Source organism: Hydrogenophaga sp. LT287, assembly GCF_055702805.1.
The window spans coordinates 14382-33929 of sequence record NZ_JBVPZC010000005.1 but is presented as its reverse complement, the minus strand read 5'-3'; the positions used below and the strand labels follow the sequence as shown (position 1 = coordinate 33929).

21 protein-coding genes and 1 pseudogene are annotated in these 19548 nt (G+C 67.1%); 1 reads left to right on the top strand and 21 read right to left on the bottom strand.

Features of this window, described 5'->3' with window-relative positions:
• Position 1 precedes the first annotated feature (1 nt).
• The 19 genes and pseudogenes from AC0GNR_RS06005 to AC0GNR_RS05915 all read right to left on the bottom strand — a co-directional run bounded on the left by AC0GNR_RS06005 (position 2) and on the right by AC0GNR_RS05915 (position 16481).
• Entirely contained in the window at positions 2–1744 is a 1743-nt protein-coding gene (locus AC0GNR_RS06005) for an enoyl-CoA hydratase-related protein (RefSeq protein WP_472900075.1), read from the bottom strand.
• A gap of 165 nt (positions 1745–1909) precedes the next feature.
• Positions 1910–2917, bottom strand: a complete 1008-nt coding sequence (gene hypE / locus AC0GNR_RS06000; protein WP_305334694.1) for a hydrogenase expression/formation protein HypE — start codon at positions 2915–2917, stop codon at positions 1910–1912.
• Between the two features lie 101 nt (positions 2918–3018).
• Positions 3019–4194, bottom strand: a complete 1176-nt coding sequence (hypD, locus tag AC0GNR_RS05995) for a hydrogenase formation protein HypD (protein WP_472900074.1) — start codon at positions 4192–4194, stop codon at positions 3019–3021.
• A 278-nt stretch (positions 4195–4472) separates the two neighbouring features.
• Positions 4473–4694, bottom strand: a pseudogene (locus AC0GNR_RS05990) (HypC/HybG/HupF family hydrogenase formation chaperone); the annotation flags it as partial.
• Entirely contained in the window at positions 4685–5833 is a 1149-nt protein-coding gene (locus tag AC0GNR_RS05985; RefSeq protein WP_472900073.1) for a Kae1-like domain-containing protein, read from the bottom strand. The pseudogene AC0GNR_RS05990 and the gene AC0GNR_RS05985, both read right to left, overlap by 10 nt.
• 4 nt (positions 5834–5837) lie before the next feature.
• Entirely contained in the window at positions 5838–6917 is a 1080-nt protein-coding gene (gene hypB, locus AC0GNR_RS05980) for a hydrogenase nickel incorporation protein HypB (RefSeq protein ID WP_304836628.1), read from the bottom strand.
• Positions 6918–6948: 31 nt separating this feature from the next.
• Positions 6949–7296 (bottom strand): hydrogenase maturation nickel metallochaperone HypA/HybF, encoded by a 348-nt coding sequence (locus tag AC0GNR_RS05975; RefSeq protein WP_304836631.1) that lies wholly within the window; start codon positions 7294–7296, stop codon positions 6949–6951.
• Positions 7289–8467, bottom strand: a complete 1179-nt coding sequence (locus AC0GNR_RS05970) for a hypothetical protein (protein WP_472900072.1) — start codon at positions 8465–8467, stop codon at positions 7289–7291. Before AC0GNR_RS05970 ends, AC0GNR_RS05975 begins: the two co-directional genes overlap by 8 nt.
• Positions 8464–9045: a [NiFe]-hydrogenase assembly chaperone HybE gene (gene hybE / locus AC0GNR_RS05965; protein ID WP_472900071.1), complete on the bottom strand. Its 582-nt coding sequence runs from the start codon at positions 9043–9045 to the stop codon at positions 8464–8466. Before hybE ends, AC0GNR_RS05970 begins: the two co-directional genes overlap by 4 nt.
• A gap of 1 nt (position 9046) precedes the next feature.
• Positions 9047–9283 (bottom strand): rubredoxin, encoded by a 237-nt coding sequence (locus AC0GNR_RS05960; protein ID WP_304836668.1) that lies wholly within the window; start codon positions 9281–9283, stop codon positions 9047–9049.
• 83 nt (positions 9284–9366) lie between these two features.
• Positions 9367–10248 (bottom strand): hydrogenase expression/formation protein, encoded by an 882-nt coding sequence (locus tag AC0GNR_RS05955; RefSeq protein WP_305334666.1) that lies wholly within the window; start codon positions 10246–10248, stop codon positions 9367–9369.
• A gap of 26 nt (positions 10249–10274) precedes the next feature.
• A complete protein-coding gene (locus AC0GNR_RS05950) occupies positions 10275–10775 on the bottom strand; it encodes a hydrogenase (protein WP_472900070.1) in 501 nt (166 codons plus the stop codon).
• Between the two features lie 22 nt (positions 10776–10797).
• On the bottom strand, positions 10798–11103 hold the full coding sequence (locus AC0GNR_RS05945; RefSeq protein ID WP_304834369.1) for a HypC/HybG/HupF family hydrogenase formation chaperone: 306 nt from the start codon (positions 11101–11103) through the stop codon (positions 10798–10800).
• A 1-nt stretch (position 11104) separates the two neighbouring features.
• Positions 11105–11881, bottom strand: coding sequence for a HyaD/HybD family hydrogenase maturation endopeptidase (locus tag AC0GNR_RS05940; RefSeq protein ID WP_370870989.1), 777 nt, complete (start codon positions 11879–11881; stop codon positions 11105–11107).
• A 20-nt stretch (positions 11882–11901) separates the two neighbouring features.
• A complete protein-coding gene (locus AC0GNR_RS05935; RefSeq protein WP_304834370.1) occupies positions 11902–12249 on the bottom strand; it encodes a HigA family addiction module antitoxin in 348 nt (115 codons plus the stop codon).
• Positions 12250–12367: 118 nt separating this feature from the next.
• Positions 12368–13117, bottom strand: coding sequence for a Ni/Fe-hydrogenase, b-type cytochrome subunit (gene cybH / locus AC0GNR_RS05930; protein ID WP_472900069.1), 750 nt, complete (start codon positions 13115–13117; stop codon positions 12368–12370).
• 26 nt (positions 13118–13143) lie between these two features.
• On the bottom strand, positions 13144–13362 hold the full coding sequence (locus tag AC0GNR_RS05925; RefSeq protein ID WP_304834372.1) for a hypothetical protein: 219 nt from the start codon (positions 13360–13362) through the stop codon (positions 13144–13146).
• A gap of 156 nt (positions 13363–13518) precedes the next feature.
• The gene (locus AC0GNR_RS05920) at positions 13519–15378 is read right to left on the bottom strand and encodes a nickel-dependent hydrogenase large subunit (protein WP_304834373.1); all 1860 of its coding nucleotides are present in this window, start codon (positions 15376–15378) and stop codon (positions 13519–13521) included.
• A gap of 20 nt (positions 15379–15398) precedes the next feature.
• Positions 15399–16481 (bottom strand): hydrogenase small subunit, encoded by a 1083-nt coding sequence (locus AC0GNR_RS05915; RefSeq protein ID WP_304834425.1) that lies wholly within the window; start codon positions 16479–16481, stop codon positions 15399–15401.
• 635 nt (positions 16482–17116) lie between these two features.
• Between AC0GNR_RS05915 and AC0GNR_RS05910 the strand changes: the two genes are divergently transcribed.
• Complete coding sequence (locus AC0GNR_RS05910; protein ID WP_472900068.1) at positions 17117–17494, top strand: hypothetical protein; 378 nt, start codon at positions 17117–17119, stop codon at positions 17492–17494.
• On the opposite strand, the gene AC0GNR_RS05905 is transcribed toward AC0GNR_RS05910, so the two are convergent.
• Entirely contained in the window at positions 17491–19155 is a 1665-nt protein-coding gene (locus AC0GNR_RS05905; RefSeq protein WP_472900215.1) for a GMC family oxidoreductase, read from the bottom strand. The two genes, AC0GNR_RS05910 and AC0GNR_RS05905, sit on opposite strands and share 4 nt — an antisense overlap.
• A 33-nt stretch (positions 19156–19188) precedes the next feature.
• Positions 19189–19503 (bottom strand): putative signal transducing protein, encoded by a 315-nt coding sequence (locus AC0GNR_RS05900; protein ID WP_304834375.1) that lies wholly within the window; start codon positions 19501–19503, stop codon positions 19189–19191.
• Between the last annotated feature and the right edge of the window lie 45 nt (positions 19504–19548).

Sequence of the window (19548 nt, the reverse complement as noted above, 5' to 3'; positions counted from 1 at the left end):
TTCAACGGTGCGTGGCCAGGTGTCGCGGCGTCCAGGCGTGCGGCTGCTTGTGCACGAAATGGTGGCGCGCCACGTGGTAGCTGGGATCGAAGCCGTAGAAGTTGCGGTGCATGCGCGCCAGTTCCTGTTCTCGGTGGTGGGCCAGCGGGCGGTGGGCTTCGTCGCGCTCGCGCGTGGCCTGCTTGGCCGCCAGCCTCTCAGGCAGATTGTAGGAGGCTGCAAGCGCCAGTGCGCGTTGTAAGCAGCGCGCTTCGAAGCCCGCGCGCGCCTGGTCGTCGCAGAGGTCGATCAAGCCCATGCGCGCGGCCTCGCCGGCCAGCAATGGCAGGCGCTGCGCCATCAGCGCCTTCGCGCCGGCCTCGCCCAGGCGGCGCGGCAGCAGGTAGGTCCAGTATTCGGAGCCGTAAAGGTTGCCCATGTTCTTGTAGTGCGGGTTGAGCACCACGCTGCCGTGCGCCCACACCTGGTCGGCCGCCAGCGCGAGAAAGGCGCCACCCGCGCCGGCGTTGCCGCGCAGCACACTGACCGTGAGCCGGTCGGTGGTCTGCAGCACCGCCAGCGCAACGTCGTTCATGGCCTGGATGTTGCGCCACGAGGCATCGGCGGCGCTGTCGCCGGGGCGGTGCGCGGCGGCCTCGATGCTGTTGAGGTCGATGCCGTTGCTGAAAAACCCGTCGCCGCCCAGCAACAGCAGCACTTTCGTGGGCCGCTCGCGCACCTGCAGCAACGCGGCGCGCAGGCGCTCGCAGCGGGCGGTGGACATGGCACCGTTGTAGAAGTCGAAGCTCAGGCAGCCCACGCGCGCGCGCTCCGGGCCGTGCTCGGTGTAGCGCAATTCGCCCCACTCGTCCGCTGCCCGCACCAGTGGCACCGGGCGCTGCGGCAGGCATTCCGCTTCCCTGGCGAACAGCTCGGCCGCCACCTGCTTGAAGCTGCCCAGCGCGGGCGGCGTGCCGGGCGGGTCGGCGCGCCGGGCCTGACCGATCCAGACGCCACCGTCCACCGTGCAGCGCAGCAGCGCGCCTTCGCGCACGGCCAGCATGGCACCGGGTTCGGCGTCGCTGAATTCGGCCATGGCGGCGGCGCTGGCCGGGTGGGCATCGCCCAGGTAACAGGCTTGACCCCACAGCGTGTCGAACACGCCGGGCTGGCCGTCGCCGCTGCGGAGCTTGGCGAGCACGCTGGTGGTGCTTTCGGTGGCCCAGTGGATCGCGCGTTCGCTCTGGCGCAGCAGCGGCTGCCAGCGCACCAGCGGTGCGTCGTCTGGCAACGCCGGGGCTGAGCGCTCGCCACCCGCAAAGCGCTGCACGGCGGCCAGAGTGGCCCGCCACGCGGCCTGCGTGACCTCGCGGCGGTACAGGCTGCCTTTTGTTGCAGGGCGCATGTCAAACGAGGCATGGGCCCAGACCGGGCCGGCGTCGAAATCGCCATTGGCCTGCAGCACCGTTACGCCCCAGTGCGGCTCACCGCGCCAGACCGCCCAGTCCAGCGCAGACGGCCCCTGGTCGCCCGGCGGGCCGGGGTGCACCACCAGGCAGGTCACGCGCTGCCACACCGTTGGCGGGATGCGGCGCTTGAGGAACGGTGCCAGCACCAGGTCGGGCCGGAACAGCGCCACTGCCTCTTCGGTCACGCTGTCGGCAATGTCAAGCTCCACACTCAGGGTGTGGCCGTGCGCGCGCAGCTCGGCGAACAGCCGCTGGCTGAGGCTGTTGAAGCTGTGGCAGAGCAGGAGGATGCGCAAGGGGTTCTCAGGTGACGTTTTCAAGCAAATCGGCAAACACAACGGAGCATGACCCATGCAAGCGCCCGAAGCGCGTGCAGCGACCCACCCAGAACGCCGCGGAACCGGCTTCGCCGGGCCGCCAGCGTTGCCCCCTGGGGGGTCGCGCGCAGCGCGGCGGGGGGATCAACAAATCCTCGGCAGTTGCTCTCCACTGAGCCAGTCCACCACCCGGCGGCCGCCGAAGCGCGTGGCCATCTGCACGAAGTGGTGCGGGTCGGCCGTGACCTCGCCGATGCGCGCGGCGTCCTGCCCCAGCGGGTGCGCGCGCATCGCAGCGAGCACCGTGTCTGCGAACTCGGGCGCCACCACCGCGATCAGCTTGCCTTCGTTGGCCACATACAGCGGGTCCAGGCCCAGCAGTTCGCAGGCCGCGTCCACCTGCGGCTTCACGGGAATGGCGGCCTCTTGCAGCAGCATGCCCACACCCGACTGGCGCGCCACTTCGTTGAGCGTGGTGGCCAGGCCGCCGCGCGTGGGGTCGCGCAGCACGTGCACGGCGCCCGGTGCTGCCGCCAGCATGGCCGCCACCAGGGTGTGCAGCGCGGCGGTGTCGCTCTCGATCGTGGTCTCGAAGGCCAGCGACTCGCGCTGCGAGAGCACGGCCACACCGTGGTCGCCGATGCTGCCGGAGAGCAGCAGCACGTCGCCCGGGCGCGCATGGCGCCCGCTGATCTGCACGCCCGGCGGCAGCACGCCGACACCGGTGGTGCTGATGAACACGCCGTCGCCCTTGCCTTTCTCCACCACCTTGGTGTCGCCGGTCACCACCGGCACACCGGCCTGGCGCGCCGCGGCCGCCATGGACCGCACGATGCGCTGCAGCTCGATCAGTGGAAAACCTTCTTCGATGATGAAGCTCGCGCTCAGGTACAGCGGCTGCGCGCCCATCATCGCCACGTCGTTGACCGTGCCGTGCACCGAGAGACAGCCGATGTCGCCGCCGGGGAAAAACAGCGGCGAAATCACATGACCGTCGGTCGCCATGACGAGGCGGCCCTGCGCCGGGTCGAACGCGGGCAGGGCCAGCACCGCAGCGTCGTCACCCTGGCGCAGGAACGCATTGTCGAAGGCGGCCAGGAACAGCTCTTCGATCAGTTGCGCCGCGGCCTTGCCGCCCGCGCCGTGGCCCATGTCGATGCGGCCGTGTTTGATGTCCAGCGGACGGATGTAATTCTTCTTCACCGGCTTGGGCGCGGGCGCCTCGCCGCCGGGGGGTTGCTCGATGTCGGCTCTCACGGGGTGGCCTCCTCGATGGCAGCGGCGGTGGCGGTGGCCGGGACAATGGGAATGTCTCGGAAGCGGCCGTAGGTGTAGTGCGCGGCGCAGGCGCCTTCGCTGGACACCATGCAGGACCCGACCGGGTTTTCCGGCGTGCAGACGGTGCCGAAGATCTTGCAGTCGGTTGGCTTCTTCACGCCGCGCAGGATCGCGCCGCACTCGCAAGCCTTGTTGTCGGCCACGGGCGTGTAGTTCAGGTCAAAACGGCGTTCGGCGTCGAAGGTGGCAAACGCCTCGCGGATCTTGAGCGCGCTGTAGGGCACCTCACCCAGGCCGCGCCACTCGAAGCTGGGCCGCAGCTCGAACACCTCGGACACCAGGGCCTGGGCCTTGAGGTTGCCTTCGGGCGTGACGGCGCGGGTGAACTCGTTTTCCACATGGGCACGGCCTTCGTTGACCTGGCGCACCAGCATCAGGATGGCTTGCATCACATCCAGCGGTTCGAAGCCGGCGATCACCACCGGCTTGCGGTATTCCTCGGCGAAGTGGTCGTAGGGCGCGGAGCCGATCACGATGCTCACGTGTGCCGGGCCGATGAAGCCGTCGATCGGCACGGTGCCGAGTTGGCGCACCTCGGGCGATTCGAGGATGTGGGTGATGGCCGAGGGCGTGAGCACGTGGCAGCACAACACGCTGAAGTTGGCCAGGCCTTCGCGCGCCGCATCGCGGATGGCGAGCGCCGTGGGCGGCGTGGTGGTCTCGAAACCGATGGCGAAGAACACCACCTCGCGCTGCGGGTTCGCGCGCGCGATGGCCAGCGCGTCGGCCGCGGAATAGACCATGCGGATGTCGCCGCCGCGCGCCTTGGCCCTGATGAGTGAGAGGCTGTCGCTGGCGGGCACGCGCATGGTGTCGCCATAGGTGCAGACGATGGCGCCGCGCTCCAGGGCCAAACGGATCGCCAGGTCGATGCGACCAATGGGCAGTACGCAGACCGGGCAACCCGGGCCGTGGATCATGCGCACATTGGGCGGCAGCAGCTCGAGAACGCCGTACCGGCTGATGGCATGGGTGTGGCCGCCACAGAACTCCATGAAGCTGTAGTGGCGCTGCGGGAGCGCTTCGGCGGCGATGCGCGCGCCGATCTGGCGGGCGAGCTCGCCATCGCGGAATTCGTCGATGTATTTCATGCTGGCACCTCCACCCCCACGCTCCCCGCTTTGTGCGATTCGCTGCCCCCCGATGGGGCTGGCCCCGCTTGGGGCAGCCCGGCGCTGAGTTGCTTGAGCCCCCGCGCTTCACCGCTGCGCGATTCGCTGCCCCCCGAGGGGGCTGGCCCCGCTTGGGGCGGCCCGGCGCTGAGTTGCTTGAGCCCCCGCGCTTCACCGCTGCGCGATTCGCTGCCCCCCGAGGGGGCTGGCCCCGCTTGGGGCGGCCCGGCGCGGGTCCCGTCCTCCGGTGTGGGATCGGACGCGAACCGGGCGATGTCGGCAAACAGCGCCAGCGTGCTCAGCGCCTCTTCAGGGTCAAGCACGCCGATGGCGTGGCCCACGTGAACGATCACGTAGTCACCCACCTTCACGTCGGCCACGAGGGCGATGGAAATCTCTTTGCGGATGCCGCCGAGGTTCACCACGGCTTGGTCGTGGGGGCGCAACTCCACCAGTTGAGCGGGAATGGCTAGGCACATGGTTCGGTTTCCTTTGACGAAATGTTCTGTGGGGTCGCTGCCCGTTGCTGCGCCGCGACCCAGGCCTGACCGATCGCGAGGCCGGCGTCGCCGCAGCCTTTTTCCAGCGGTCGGTGCACACGCAGATCCGCCGCTTGCAGGCGCTCGGTCACGCGCTCGCGCAGGATGCGGTTGAAGAAGCAGCCACCGCCCAGGCACACGTCGCGGCAGCCGCGTTCGCGGGCGGCGCGCGTAGCCCATGCAGCCAGTGCGTCGGCCAGCGCGAGGTGAAAGCCCGCGGCAGCGGCGTCCGCACCCGTGGCGTCGGCATCGAACAAAGCGGGCATGAGGCCGCGCAGGTCCAGGCGGTTCTGCGCGTCGATGACCGCGCTGGGCTGCGGGGTGGTGTGTGGGTGTTGGGCGAGCCAGCGGGCGGCGGCGGTTTCGAGCGCGATGGCGGCCTGGGCTTCGTCGGCCTGGCGAACGCTGAAGGCCAGCGCGCCGGCCGCCGCGTCGAACCAGCGGCCAGCACTGCTGGTGGTGGGGCAGTTCAAGCTCTTGGCCAGTATCTGCTGCACCCCCGCGGCCACAGCCTCGCCCACGTGCGGTGCGAAGCGGGTGGTGATCTGCCCGCCCCGGCCCAGCGCGTGTAACGCGCTGGCCGCCATGCGCCAGGGCTCGCGCGCGGCGCGGTCGCCGCCGGGCAGGGCCAGCGGGAGCAGATGGCCCAGGCGCTGCCACTGCGCGCCGTCCACCCAGAGCAATTCACCGCCCCAGGCCTGCCCGTCTGTACCCAGACCCACGCCATCCAGCGCGAGACCGATCACCGGTTCCGCGAGGCCGTGCTCGGCCACCACCGCCGCGATGTGCGCATGGTGGTGCTGGACGCCGATAGCGGGCACACCGAGCGAAGCCGCCAACTGCACCGCGAGTTGGGTGCTGAAGAAGTCTGGATGCAGATCGTGTGCCACGGCGGCAATGGGCGCACCGTGTTCGGCCAGCAGGCGCTGCACCGACGTCTCCAGCGCGGCACAGGCGGCGGGGTCGCTGAGGTCGCCGTGCACCGCCGACCACACGGGTGCGCCGTTCACCAGCAGGCAGGCGGCATTTTTCAGCCAGGCGCCGCAGGCGAGCACGGTGGGCACAGGCGTGGTGTTCATGGCGTCAGATCGAGGCGTCGGCGGAGAGGGCGGTTTCGCCGCCGGGCCGCCCCAAGGCGAAACCAGCCCCCTCGAGGGGCAGCGACCCGCGCAGCGGCGGAGTGTGGGGGCTCAATGCTGCGCGGGCTTTGGCCAGCTCGGCTTCGAGCTGCTGCACCCGATCCCGCAGCGCCGATTCCGAGACCGATGGCGCGGGCTCTTCGTGGTGGTGATGGCCGTGACCCATGGCGTGGTCCAGCCAGTGCAGCCAGGCGTCCATGCCTTCGCCGGTGGTGGCCGAGAGCTGCAAGATCTCGATGGTGGGGTTCACGCGCCGCGCCAGTTCGATGCAGCGCGCCACGTCGAACTGCACGTGCGGCAGCAGGTCGATCTTGTTGAGCACCATGAGCCGCGCGGCGGCGAACATGTCGGGGTACTTGAGCGGTTTGTCCTCGCCCTCGGTCACCGAGAGAATGGCCACCTTGGCGGCCTCGCCCAGGTCCCAGACCGCAGGACAGACCAGGTTGCCCACGTTTTCAATGAACAGCAGGCTGTGGGCATCGCCGTGGTGGTGATCGTGTGCATGACCGTGCCCATGGGCGTGGCCGTCGTGGCTGTGCAACTGTGCAAAGGCTTCGCTCACCATGGGCGCGTCGAGGTGGCAGCCCTTGCCGGTGTTGACCTGGATGGCGGGGGCGCCGGTGGCGCGAATGCGGTCGGCATCGAAACTGGTCTGCTGATCGCCTTCGATCACCGCGACGTGCAGACCTGGCGCGTGGCTCTTCAAGGCTTCGATGGTCGCGCACAGCAGCGTGGTCTTGCCCGAGCCGGGGCTGGACACCAGGTTGAGCGCGGTCACGCCGTGCGCTTCGAAATGCGCGCGGTTCTGCACCGCCACGCGGTTGTTGGCGCCGAGAATGTCGGTCTCCAGCTGGATGGCGCGCGCCTGGCTCATACCGGGCACCGATACGCGGGCCGCTCCGGCACCAAAATGCAAGTCGCCATTGCCGGGGTTGACCTGCACCACGCCGGCTTCGCCCGCCTGGCTCTGCACATGCCGGGCATGGGCCACGCTGTTGTTACTGCATCCGCACACGACACACATGTTGGTTCTCCTGGTTCATTAAATCAAACAATCAATCATCGCTCACTTGCATGTCCAGCACACGCAAGGCCATGCCGCCAGTAGGCTGTAGCTGGTAGCTGCCACAGGCCGGACAGGCGTCGCCGCGCTGGGCGATAGCCACAGTCTGGGTGCAGCCCAGGCACCAGGCCTGGCCGGGGGGTTCTTCGATGTCAATCTGGGCGCCCTCGAGCACCGTACCGGGCGCCAGGCACTCCAGCGCGAAACGCAGGGCGCGCGCGTCCACCCCCGCGAGCTGACCGGCTTCGAGCCGCAGCGATAGCAGACGCGAGAAGCGCTCGCGCAGGGCCGTGTCTTCGACCAGCTTCAACACACCGCCGGCCAGACTGACTTCATGCATGTGGCACCTCCTGAGCGGCAGCCAGCGGGTGCGCCACGTCAAACGGCACACAGGGGTCGAACGCCGCCATGAGCAGGCGCACGCGGCGATCCACCGTGGCCGCTGGCTCGCTCGCGTTCAATTCGGCGATGTGTTGCGCCACCACGCCCTGCGGGTGAAAATTCCAATCGGTGGGCGCAAGCACGCGGCAGGCCAGCACCCGCGCCGGCGCATCGCCCAGGGGTGTATCGATCTCCACCTGGTGCACCAGCAGGCCACGCGCCATTTCCACCCAGGCCAGGCCTTGGCGCGGCCCGGTGTTCAGCGCGCCGAAAGACAGCCAGCCCGCACCGCTCAGGCCCGGCGCGTCGGGCTGGCACAGGCGGATCAACTCGGCCAGGCGACTGCCCAGCAAGGCCCAGGGACTCAGCGGCAGCCCGACGTCCATGCCGTTCAGTCGTGTCCAGCTGCCGGTGTGGGCGCTGGCGCCGTGCCACTGCGGGCACAGCGCGAAGGCGGGCTGCAGCGCCAGCGCAGCGGACAGGCTGCGTTGGTCCAACACGTCGGCGTGGGCGCGCAGCGCGGCGGCTGGTTGCAGCGGTGTGCCGGTGTCAACCGCGCGGGCGGCGCACAGCAACGCGGGCAACCAGCCGGTGTGGCGGCAACTCCAATCGAGCAGCCAGTCGGCACCGGACGCCTGCCAGGCCCGGAGCCATGTGGCGGCGGGCATGTGCAGCAGCTGTTCCTGCAGCCAGGCGAGCGTGGCTGGCCAGGGGGTGGGCGAGGCTGCGGCGACGAGCAGCGGACAACAAGACAGCGCGGCATGCGCCTGGGCAGCCTGCGGTCCGGGCGTGTCGGTGGCCAGCAGACGCGGCCAGTCCAGGCCCATGCGGCGGATGTGTTCCTGCGCGGTCTCGGTGCGCAGACGCTGGTCCACGGCTGGCGGTGTGCTCAGCAAGCCGTGCGCTGCGGCATCGATGGCGAGCAGGGAGCACAAGCGATGCGCGTGGCCACAGAGGTTGAACAGGCTGGCCACCAGACCGGGCAAGGCCGCCACCGGCTGGCCTGGCGCCAGGCGCGCAGCCCAGTCCTGGCGCGAGCTGCGCAGGCTGAGCGGCAGCGGCGCGCCCGGTGACACGCGCAGCCGACCGGCAAGGTCTGCGAGTCCGGTGGGTGCGAACGTGGTGTTCATGGCGCGAGCGCTCCCCGGCGACCGAGCAAGAAGGCGCGGCGCGCCGGCAGGGCGCTGGGCTCTGGCAAGGGGGTGATCGGTTCGGGCGGCGCCGCTCGGGTCAGAGCGAGCGAGGCCAGCGCGGTCTCCCGCGCCAGGTCCTGGCTGTTGAAGCCATTCATGGGGGAAAACAGCGCGCAGGTCTCGTGGTAACCGACGGCGGGATCGTGCGCGCCGATGAAATCGAAGCGCTCGCTGCCGAATTCACGCACGAAACTGCGTGTCACCCGGTTTTCGTGAGGCAGGTTCGTGGCGGGCAGCCGCAGCAGGCTCATGAACCAGGGTGTGATCAACACGCCCTCGGCCACCGGCTCTGACCCCTCTTCAGCACCACCCGCCCATGCAAAACCGACCGCCTCGACCGACAGCGCCGGGTTGAGCAAGGGAATGCCCACCATGCGCTCGGTCTGCACGTGCTTGTAGAAGTCCACCAGGGTCTGGACGCGCTGGTCCAGCACACGCTGCAGAACCGGCTCTGCCGGGCCGCTGGTGTGCTCCCCCTGCAAGGGGGAGGTCGCGGAGCGGTGTAGGGGGTTCATCTCAATCCGGCAGCATCAGGAACTGCTCGGCATCGCAATCGCAGTTCGGGCAACGCCAGTGGGCGGGTAAATCTGCAAACGGCGTTCCGGGCAGAATTTGCCACTGTGGATCCCCCAGGGCGGGATCGTAGACCCACCAGCAGATCTTGCATTCAAGACGCGACTCGGGGCGCAGCACCTCGCGGTTGCCGAGGTACGAGCCTTCAAAGCCTTCGAAGCCTTTAGGTCGGTCAGCGATCGCGCGATCCGGCGTCGGGCCGCCCCAAGCCGGATCAGCCCCCTCGGCGGGCAGCGACCCGCGCAGCGGTGGAGTGTGGTGGCTCATGCCTGTTCAAGGTAGGTCATCACGTCGAGCAGGCGCTCGTGGGAATCGCGCAGGTCTTCGGGCGCGGCCATGGCCACTTCGGGCATGTCCACCACCTCGACCGTGTTGAGGATCACCTTGTCCATCGAGTTGTAATACACCACGCGCCAGCAATTGGACAGGCGCGTGTTGGAAATGCGGCAGTTGCCGTAACCGCGCGAAAGCATGAGCACGCGACCGGTACCGAGGTGATGATCCAGGAAACCGATGTCTTCGGGTGTGACCGGCAGCAGCGTGAGGTTGACCACGTGCGGCACCTGGCCTGGTTTCCAGCCCGCGACCTGGTCGCGGATTTCTTCCACCAGCAGGGGCGCGTTCTGCACGTTGGGCGGCAGAGGGCCGGCCCAATGCGGCATCTCGCCCTGGGGCCATACATCGTCCACCGCCATCGCGCGCAGCAGCGCGGGCACCGGGCCGACCTCGAGCACATCGTCAATCAGCGTGCGCTCGCCATCCACGGTGCGCAATGTCATGAGGCGCCAGACGCCCGCCAGCACCGCTTCCTGGATGTGCACTTCCAGCGCGCCGTCTTCTTCACGCACCAGGGCGCTGACCTCGCCCTCGCCCATGATCTGGTTGATCAGCCGCAGGTCCTGCGCAGGCAGCGTGGTCAGTGACACCTGGCCGCCCGGGCCGCGCTCTGCCGTGCGGTTCAGCAACACCAGCACCTGACCGAGCACCGCGCGCGCCGCATCGCGTCCGACGAGGTCTTCGGGCTCCGGCAGCACGGGTGGGCGGTAGGTGTCCATGTCTTTGGGCATGTGCACGTAGTCCAGCTTTTCGTCTTCGACCTGGGTACCCGGGCCGAGGGCAACGAGAGGAATGGGAAATTCTTTCATGGGGCGTCCTTGTCTGTCGGTGGGTTTCAGTGGCAACCGCTGTCCTTGGCCGCACCGGACTGGCTCACCACCGGGATGCCGATGGTGGGCGGACGCGAAGGCGGCATGGCGAGCGCGGCGGCCACGCCGTGCAGGTACACGTCCCAGTCCTGCATGCCGGCGATGGCGGTCACGTACTGGCCGTCGCGAAAAAACAGCAGGGTGGGCCAGCGTTGCGAGCCGTAGCGGCGTGCCACCGCGTCCTCGCTGTCGCGCGGCACCACGGCCACCTGAAAACGGTTCGGAAAATTTTTCATCAGTTCGGGCAGCACGGCCGCCACGTCCTGGCCTTCGGGGAACCGCACCGGGTCGCCCGCGAGCAGCACCACGCGGTCACCGCCGCCGGCACTCCAGGGGGACACGCTGGTTTCATCGACCCAGGCGGCGCCGAAATCGCGCGCCAGGCGCATCACCAGCGGCGGCGCGGGGTTGGTGTCGGGCAGTGGCAAGGCAAAAGCCCGGTGGGTGGTGTCGGTGGCGGTGTTCATGGTGTCTCCTGTGTGCGAGGTTTCAGGTCTGTCCGGACAACTGCCTGAGTTGTTCGGTGGTCATTTGTGAGGGCAAGGCAAAGCCGGCATCGCCACAGGCGTCCAGGCCCTGCATGGCGTCCAGCACCAGATCCAGCGCAGCGTTCACTTCGACAGCGCGCTCGGTGGTGATGGTTTCGCGCGCGTCACCCAGGAACACCAGCAGCCAGTCGCCCGGCACCAGCGTGCCGACCAGCGCGGTGTTGACGCGACGGCGCTCGCCACGGCCTTCACACCAGGCATGGCCGGGCTCGACAGCACTGACTTGCATGGGTATGCCGATGCACATGTCAAACACCCACCTGGTTGAGAGAAGGGGCTCCGCCCGGGGGCACCGCCGGGCCGGCTTCGCCGGACGGCTGGTGCCGCCCCCCTGGGGGGGTGACGCGAAGCGGCGCGGGGGGGCTTCTGAGAAATCGTTCATCGCCCTCGCGACAGGCCGCCTCTGGCGCCGGGCGTTGCGTCTCGTAGGCGGCCAGCGCCAGCTCGTCCATGGTCACGGCTTCGCGCTCACCCAGCGGCCTGCGCCGCGGTGCGGGCTGGCCGCCCCAGCGCGCGATCTGATCCACCCCCAGGGCCAGCGCCTCTTCCATCGCCGCCTTGACCACCGGACGCAGGCTGCCGCCGTAGTCTTCCAGCTCCTGCGGCTGGCAGCCGATCAGCAGCACCTGGGCCGGGAACTTGCCCGTGAGCTGCGCGAGCGAAAGTACTTCCTGGAAACCGGTCTGGTGCAGGCTCATCTTCTTGGCACCCATGAAGCGCGGCACCGCGTCGTCGCGCACCTGCTTGAGCGTGCCGGGCTCCAGGCCGTAGTCGATGGCATCGAAGATCAGCAGCGCGTCGGCCGCCTGCACGTGCTGGATCAGGTACAGGCCCTGGGTGCCGCCGTCGATGAGCGACACATGTTCGGCACACTCGTAGCGGCGCTGCAGGGCTTCGATGCAGCGCACACCAAAGCCCTCGTCGGCCCAGAGCAGGTTGCCGATGCCCAGCACCACGATGGTCTGCGGCTGGGCGAGGGTGTCACCACCGGGGTGACAGGTGGATTCGGACGGATGGGCGCTCATGGTGGGTGGTCCCGAAAAACTCAAGGGGAGACGGAAGGGGTGACCGGACCGGAACAGAAGCGCTTCCAGGCGTGGAAGCTGTCCCAGGCGGCCTGGTGCGCGAGCCAGAAGCCGGCGTCGATGCCGAACTGCCGCGCGCAGCGGATGGCGGTGTCGGGCGACATGGCCCGCTGACCATGCACCAATTCGTGCAGGCGGCGGCGCGAGAGGCCCAGCAAGCGCGCCGCCTGACTCTGGTTGAGCGCCAACGGCACCAGACAGGTCCGCTCCAGCAAACGCCCCGGATGCATCGGCGCACGCACCGGCACACCCCGCGGCGGGATCACCGGCGCGATAGGGTACTGACGATGTGGAGCGGAACGTGCCATATCAAAGAGCCGAAGTTGGAGCGAAGTGCCTGAATCAAGGGCGCCGAGGAACCGGCTTTGGCGGGCCTCCAGCGCTGCCCCCTGGGGGGTGACGCGAAGGCCGCGGGGGTCCATCTTTTCAGTCCTTAAACGTTCTGTAACCCGAAATCATGGTCGACACGATGCTCTGGCGCCCCATGATGTCCTCTCGGATCGCGGCGTAGATGTGCAGGATGACGAAGATGATCATGGCCCACATGCCCAGGCGGTGCCAGGTGTGCACGTCCTGGCTCTGGCCGAACAGCGGGATCACCCAGGTGGTGAACAGCGTGTGCGCCCAGGAGCCGGATTGCGTCCCTTCGCCGTAGAGCGCAAAACCGGTGACGATCATGAACAGGCCAATGCCGAGAAACAGGGTGAACATGGCGAACCTGGCCAGCGGGTTGTGTCCCACGTACTGGTTGGGCTTGGGGGCGATGAACAGATACCACGCCATCACTTGAATCACTTCGCGCCAATAGGCTTTTTGGAACATCGGTACCCAGAACAGTTCGCGCGCATGGTGGTTGCCGACGATGGCCCAGTAGGCACGCCCAGCCAGGCCCACCGCCAGGATGTAGCCGGCGGTGAAGTGCGCGAAGCGGATGTAGCCCATCAGGTAGTTGTCGCTGGCCTCGCCCGGCATGGTCGGCAGCGGCACGCCGATGAAGTAGCCGGTGATGGCCAATACCGTGATGGCCAGCGCGTTGATCCAGTGCCATATGCGCACCGGCGCTTCGTACACATAGACCGACTGGACGGACTGGCCGTTCGAGACGGCGTTCTCGTCGATGCCGGTGACATCGGCCAGACGCTGCTGGGCCAGTTCTTGGGCAGACAGTGTGGACATGGTGTGCTCCGGGTGGGGAACGACGGTCACTTCGACACGGTCTGGCCACGGCGTGCACGCCACTGACGCACAGCCCAGACGACCCCGCCCGTCCCCAGCAGGACCAGCCCCTGTTCCAGGCCAATGGCATGGGTGAGCATGTCCCACAGTTCGTGCGGTCCGTGGCCCCCGTGGGCCTGGGCTGCGCCGGTCAGGCTGGCCAGCAGCGTGCTGATCGAAAGGCGGCGGATGGTATTGGCTTGCATGTGTTTCTCCTCGTGTGGTTTCATAACGTTTCACAGATCCATGGACACTTCGAGCGGGCAACGGTCTTGGTCAAGGCACCCGTGGAACCCGCTTTGCCGGGCCACAGGGTGCGCCCCCCTTCGGGGAAGACGCGAAGCGGCGCAGGGGGCTTCATCTCACCTCACCGTGACGCGGGCCATTTCCTGACCGTCTTCGCTCATCACGTGGGTGGAGCAGGCCAGACAAGGGTCGAAACTGTGCAGTGTGCGCAAGATCTCCAGCGGCTGCTCGGGGTTGACCATGGGCGTGTTCAGGAGCGAGGCCTCGAAGGCCCCGATCTGGCCCTTGGTGTCGCGCGGCGAGCCATTCCAGGTGGTGGGCACCACGCACTGGTAGTTCTCGATCTTGCCGTCCTTGATCTTGATCCAGTGACCCAGCATGCCGCGCGGCGCAGCCACGGTGCCCACGCCCTTGGCCTCTTTGGGCCAGGTGGCGGGGTCCCATTTCTCGACGTTGACGGTGTTGCTGTCGCCGTTCTTGATGTTCTGCACCATCTGGCGGAAGTCGTCCATCATCATCTCGCCAGAGTACTGGCTCTCCAGCGCACGGGCGAGGGTGCGACCGATGGTGGTGGGCAACAGTTGCTTGAGGGTGTAGTTCGTCTCCGGCAGGCCCAGCGCCTTGGGCAGTGCGCTGTTGATGGCCACGGCCGATTCATCGACCTGTTGCTTGACGCGCTGGCAGTACTTGTTGCCTTTCATCGCATGGGCGTAACCCAGGATGTAACGCGACAGCGGGCCGACCTCGACCGAGTGTCCGCGCCAGCGCGGCGACTTGATCCAGGAGTACTTGGCGCTTTCGTCGACGGCCTCAATGTTCGTGCGCGTGCCCTTGAAGTTCGGACCCTCGGGCTTGTAGTTGGCCTCGGTCACGCCGTCCCAGGGGTGCAGGCCCTTGGACTCGTCAGCGTATTTGTACCAACTGTGGTTCACGAATTCCTGTACCTGCTCAGGGTCGCGCGGGTCGATGGCGTGGATCTTGTCCCAGTTGCCGTCCAGGATCACGCCGCCAGGCAGCTGTTGCGTGCTGGGGTCGTTCTGCACTTTCTCGTAGGTGCCGTAGTCGGCCACGTTGGTGGCCGACAGGCCACCGCCGTAGAGCCAGCCGGCCTGCTTGTAAATGGTGCCAATGGCGAGCACGTCCGGCACGTAGACGTTCTTGTTGAACTCGATGATCTCGTTGATGCGCGCTTCAACGAAGTTCAAGCGCTCCATGTTGATGGGCGCGCCGGCCGCGCCGTCGCCGTCGATGTTGATCGCGCAGGGCACGCCGCCCACCAGGTAGTTCGGGTGCGGGTTCTTGCCGCCAAAGATGGTGTGGATCTTCACCCACTCTTTTTGCAGATCCAGGGCTTCCAGGTAGTGCGTAACCGCCATCAGGTTGGCTTCGGCCGGCAACACATAGGCCTTGGAACCCCAGTAGCCGTTGGCAAAGGGGCCGAGCTGACCGCTCGCAACAAACTTCTTCAGACGGTTCTGCACGTCGCGGAAATAACCGGGCGAGGACATCGGGTGCGAGGGCGACACCAGGTGCTGCAGATCGCTGGTTTTCTTCGGGTCGGCGTTCAGGGCCGAGATCACGTCCACCCAGTCCAGCGCGTGCAGGTGGTAGAAGTGCACCGCGTGGTCGTGCACCTGCAGCGTCTTGGCCATGATTTCGCGGATGAGGTAGGCGTTGAGCGGAATCTGGATGCCCAGCGCATCCTCCACCGCGCGCACCGAGGCCAGCGCGTGGCAGCCGGTGCAAACGCCGCAGATGCGCTCCACAAAAGCCCAGGCGTCGCGCGGATCGCGGCCCTTGAGAATCACCTCCAGGCCGCGCCACATGGTGCCGGTGGACACCGCGTTGCGAATCACGTTGTTGCTGTCGAGGTTGACTTCGCAGCGCATGTGACCCTCGATGCGGGTCACGGGATCGACGACGATGCGTCGGCCGGTGTTGTCGAGCTTGAAGCCCTGTGTTTCGTAGACACCCATGATCTTTTCCTTGTTTTGTTTCAGGCGTTGGTGTTGGACTTTTCACGCGAGGTGTCGCGCGCCCGCTTGGCCACCGTGATGGCGGCGTGGGCTGCCACCGAAGCACCCACCACGGCCGCTGCCGTGCCGCCGATCTGGTCGGCGTTGGCTTCGATGCCGAAGGCGTGGATGTCGGTCAGGCGGTCGTAAAACGAGCCTTTGTCCCAGAAGCCATCTTCCGAGCAACCGATGCAGCCGTGACCGGCCTTGATGGGGAAGCTGGTGCCCTCGTTCCACTCCATGGTGGAGCAGGCGTTGTAGGTGGTCGGGCCCTTGCAGCCCACCTTGTAGAGGCAGTAACCGCGGCGCGCGGACTCGTCGTCCCAGGCCTCGACGAACTGACCGGCGTCAAAGTGCGGACGGCGGTAGCACTTGTCGTGGATGCGCTGGCTGTAGAACATCTTCGGCCGGCCCTGGCGGTCCAGCTCGGGGATGCGGTCGAACGTCAGCATGTAGGTGATCACGCCCGTCATCACCTCGGGAATGGGCGGGCAGCCCGGCACCTTGATGATCGGCTTGTCGGTGATGACCTTGTGGATCGGCGTGGCCTGTGTCGGGTTGGGTTTGGCGGCCTGCACGCAGCCCCAGCTGGCACACGAACCCCAGGCGATGATGGCCTTGGCGTCCTTGGCCACCTTCTGCAGTTTTTCGAGAAAGGGCTTGCCCGACTGGATGCAGAACATGCCGTCTTCATTCAGCGGCGGGTTCCCCTCCACGGCCAGGATGTACTGGCCTTTGTACTTCACAAGCAGCTCTTCCAGCAGCTCTTCAGCCTGATGGCCGGCGGCGGCCATCAGGGTGTCATCGTAGTCCAGCGAGATCATGGACAGCACCACGTCTTTGGCCAGCGGGTGCGCCGAACGGATGAACGCTTCGGTGCAGCAGGTGCACTCCAGCCCGTGCAGCCAGATCACCGGTGTGCGGGGCTTGTTCTCCATCGCGTAAGCAATTTGCGGGACAAACGCGGGTGCCAGCCCGAGCGAGGTGGCGGTGAGCGAGCAGTACTTCAGAAAGCTGCGGCGCGAGATGCCCTTGCGGCGCATCACCTCGTAAAAAGTTTCCATCATGGTTGTCTCCATAGGCTGGCGTGAATGGGGGCCGGCAATCGCCGGTGGGGCCACCTGATTCCATTGAACAAAAAGGCAGATGACCTACCGCTTGCAAAGCACAGGCCACCCAATGCCGATCAAGGGAAAACACCTAATGCTTCATTTAAGTGTTTGATTTTTATCAATTTTTTTGATCAATTTGATCAGGAAAAACAAGCTCTGCCTGCGGCATGGAAGGTATGTTTCCATTTTTGAATACAAGATGTAATCGCAATATTCAGCTGATTTCCGCACACCGCCGTCGTTTGCGCGTTGCCCACAGAGGCCCAAGCCGAGGCCCGATCGGCCCCTTGCAGGCAGCGCGGCCCTGCACCCTGCGAGGCACCCTGACCGGGCCCAGGCAAAAAAAAACCAACCCCGAAGGGCTGGCTTGTGATTTCTGGCATCTCTCGGGACGCTGAAACAATTTTTTGAGTTGGACTGGGCTTGTCTCCTCGGTCCCCCGCGGTCACCAGCGGCATGCGCTGTTTGCGAGTGACGCGACTTTAAGCGCTCGCACCAGACTTGTGCATCGGGAGTTTCCCTTGGTTTCCTGGGGCTTTGGCACGGGAAATGCTGCGCACCGGGGATCGTTGGAACTGGAGCAAAAGATGTCGCAAAACGACGTATTGGCCGCGGCTGCGCACCTTCATGTGCAACTGCGCCGCAAAACCGGGCGGGTCACCGACACCGAATGGATGGCGAGCAACGCAGACTATGCGCACGCCATCGTGCGGTTTGCGCGGGAGAAAGCCGAAACCGACGGCCATGCCGAACTGCTGCCCCTGGCCCAGCGGCTGGAGACGCTGGTGGCGCAGATACAGCCCCGTGTGCGCCAACCGCTGATCGATACCGCGCAGCTGGGGTTGCGCCCCGAAACGGCGCCGTTGCAGCGCCCGGTGGAAGACCCGGACTGGAACGCCCAGGCACCGCCCGGCAGCAACGCGCGCGACGAGCTCAGCACACGCTACATCGGGCGCTTGCGTTAAACCCCTGCCAAGATCCAGCGCGCCGCCTTTTCCGCCACCATGAGCGTGGGGCTGTTGGTGTTGCCGCTGGTGATGGTGGGCATGACGCCAGCGTCCACCACACGCAAGCCCGCCACACCGCGCACGCGCAGGTGGCTGTCCACCACGGCCTGCGGGTCGCCCGCAAGTCCCATGCGCGTGGTGCCCACGGGGTGAAAGATGGTGCTGGCAATGTCGCCGGCCAGGCGGGCCAGTTCTTCATCGGTCTGGAACTGCACGCCCGGCCTGTATTCCTCGGGCTGGTAGCGGGCCAGCGCGGGCTGCGCCACGATGCGCCGGGTGACGCGCAGGCTGTCGGCGGCCACCTGGCGGTCTTCGGGCGTGCTGAGGTAGTTGGGCGCAATGGCGGGTGCGTCTTGCGGGCGCGGGCTGGTGATGTGCACGTGGCCACGGCTGGTGGGGTTGAGGTTGCACACGCTGGCGGTGAACGCGGGAAAGCTGTGCAGCGGCTCGCCAAAGGCGTCCAGGCTGAGCGGCTGCACGTGGTACTCGATGTTGGGCCAGGGCTGCGCCGGGTCGCTGCGGGTGAAGGCCCCGAGCTGGCTGGGCGCCATGCTCATGGGGCCGGTGCGTTTCAGGGCGTATTCGAGTCCGATCTTGGCCTTGCCCCAGAGCGAACTGGCCAGGGTGTTGAGCGTGGTGGCGCCCTGCACCTTGAACACGGTGCGGATCTGCAGGTGGTCTTGCAGGTTGGCGCCCACGCCGGGCAGATCGTGCTGCACGGCCACGCCGTGGCGCTGCAACAGCGCCGCCGGGCCAATGCCCGAGAGCTGCAAGATTTGAGGCGAATTGATGCTGCCCGCGCTCAACACCACCTCGCGCGCGGCGCGCACGCGCACCGCCTGGCCTTCGCGCACCAGCTCGGCGCCGACGCAGCGCAGTTCGCCGCTGGCCGCGCGCTGCAGGGTGAGGCGCTGCACCTGGGTTTCGGTCCACACGGTCAGGTTGGGGCGCCGCTGCGCCGGGCGCAAAAAGGCCTTGGACGCGTTCCAGCGCCAGCCGGCTTTCTGGTTCACCTCAAAGTAGCCCACGCCCTCGTTGTTGCCGGTGTTGAAGTCGGTGCTGGCGGGTACGCCGGCTTGCTGGGCGGCGGTGGCAAAGGCGTCGAGCAGGTCCCAGCGCAGGCGCTGCTTTTCAATGCGCCACTCGCCGGTGCTGCCGCGGTGTTTGTGGCCGTGCAGGGCGGCAAACGCGGGGTCGCTGGCGTTTTGCAGGTCCAGGCGGTGGTGGTCTTCGTGCGCCATGAAATCGGGCAGGCAGCGGTCCCAGCGCCAGTCGTCGTCGCCGGTGATCTGGGCCCACCGGTCGTAGTCGCGCGACTGGCCGCGCATGTAAATCATGCCGTTGATGCTGGAGCAGCCGCCCAGCGTTTTGCCGCGCGGGTAGCGCAGGCGACGGCCGTTGAGCCCGGGGTCGGGCTGGGTTTCGTACAGCCAGTCGGTGCGCGGGTTACCGATGCAATACAGGTAGCCCACCGGAATGTGGATCCAGTGGTAGTCGTCGCGGCGGCCCGCTTCCACCAGCAGCACGCGGTGGGCCGGATTGGCGCTGAGGCGGTTGGCCAGCAGGCAGCCGGCGGTGCCGGCACCGATGACGATGAAGTCGAAGGTGGTGTCGCTCATGTTGTGGGGGTCGGTTGCGTGCGCGGTGGACATCTACTGGGTTGGGATTTCGTCGTCGGGCAGGGCAAAGTCGCCGCGCTGGTAGGCCGCCACCACCGCTTCGGCCTCGGCCATGCGGTGCGCGGGCACCATCACCCGCACCGGGATGGCGCTGGCCAGCAGCGAGTGGGTTTGCACCAGGTGGGCGTCGGCCACCACCGCGGGCACGCCGCCGGCTTGCAGGCAACCGCGCAGCAAATAGGCTTCGGTGGGACTGAAAAAAGTGACCAGCGTTTGCCAGTCGCCTTCGGCCGGGTCGTAGGGGCTGTCGCCGTGCATGGGTCTCCGATCGTTATTTGCGTGGCTCATGGTCTTGCGCCATCTGGACTGCAGTGTGAAAGAGTTTTGACCAAA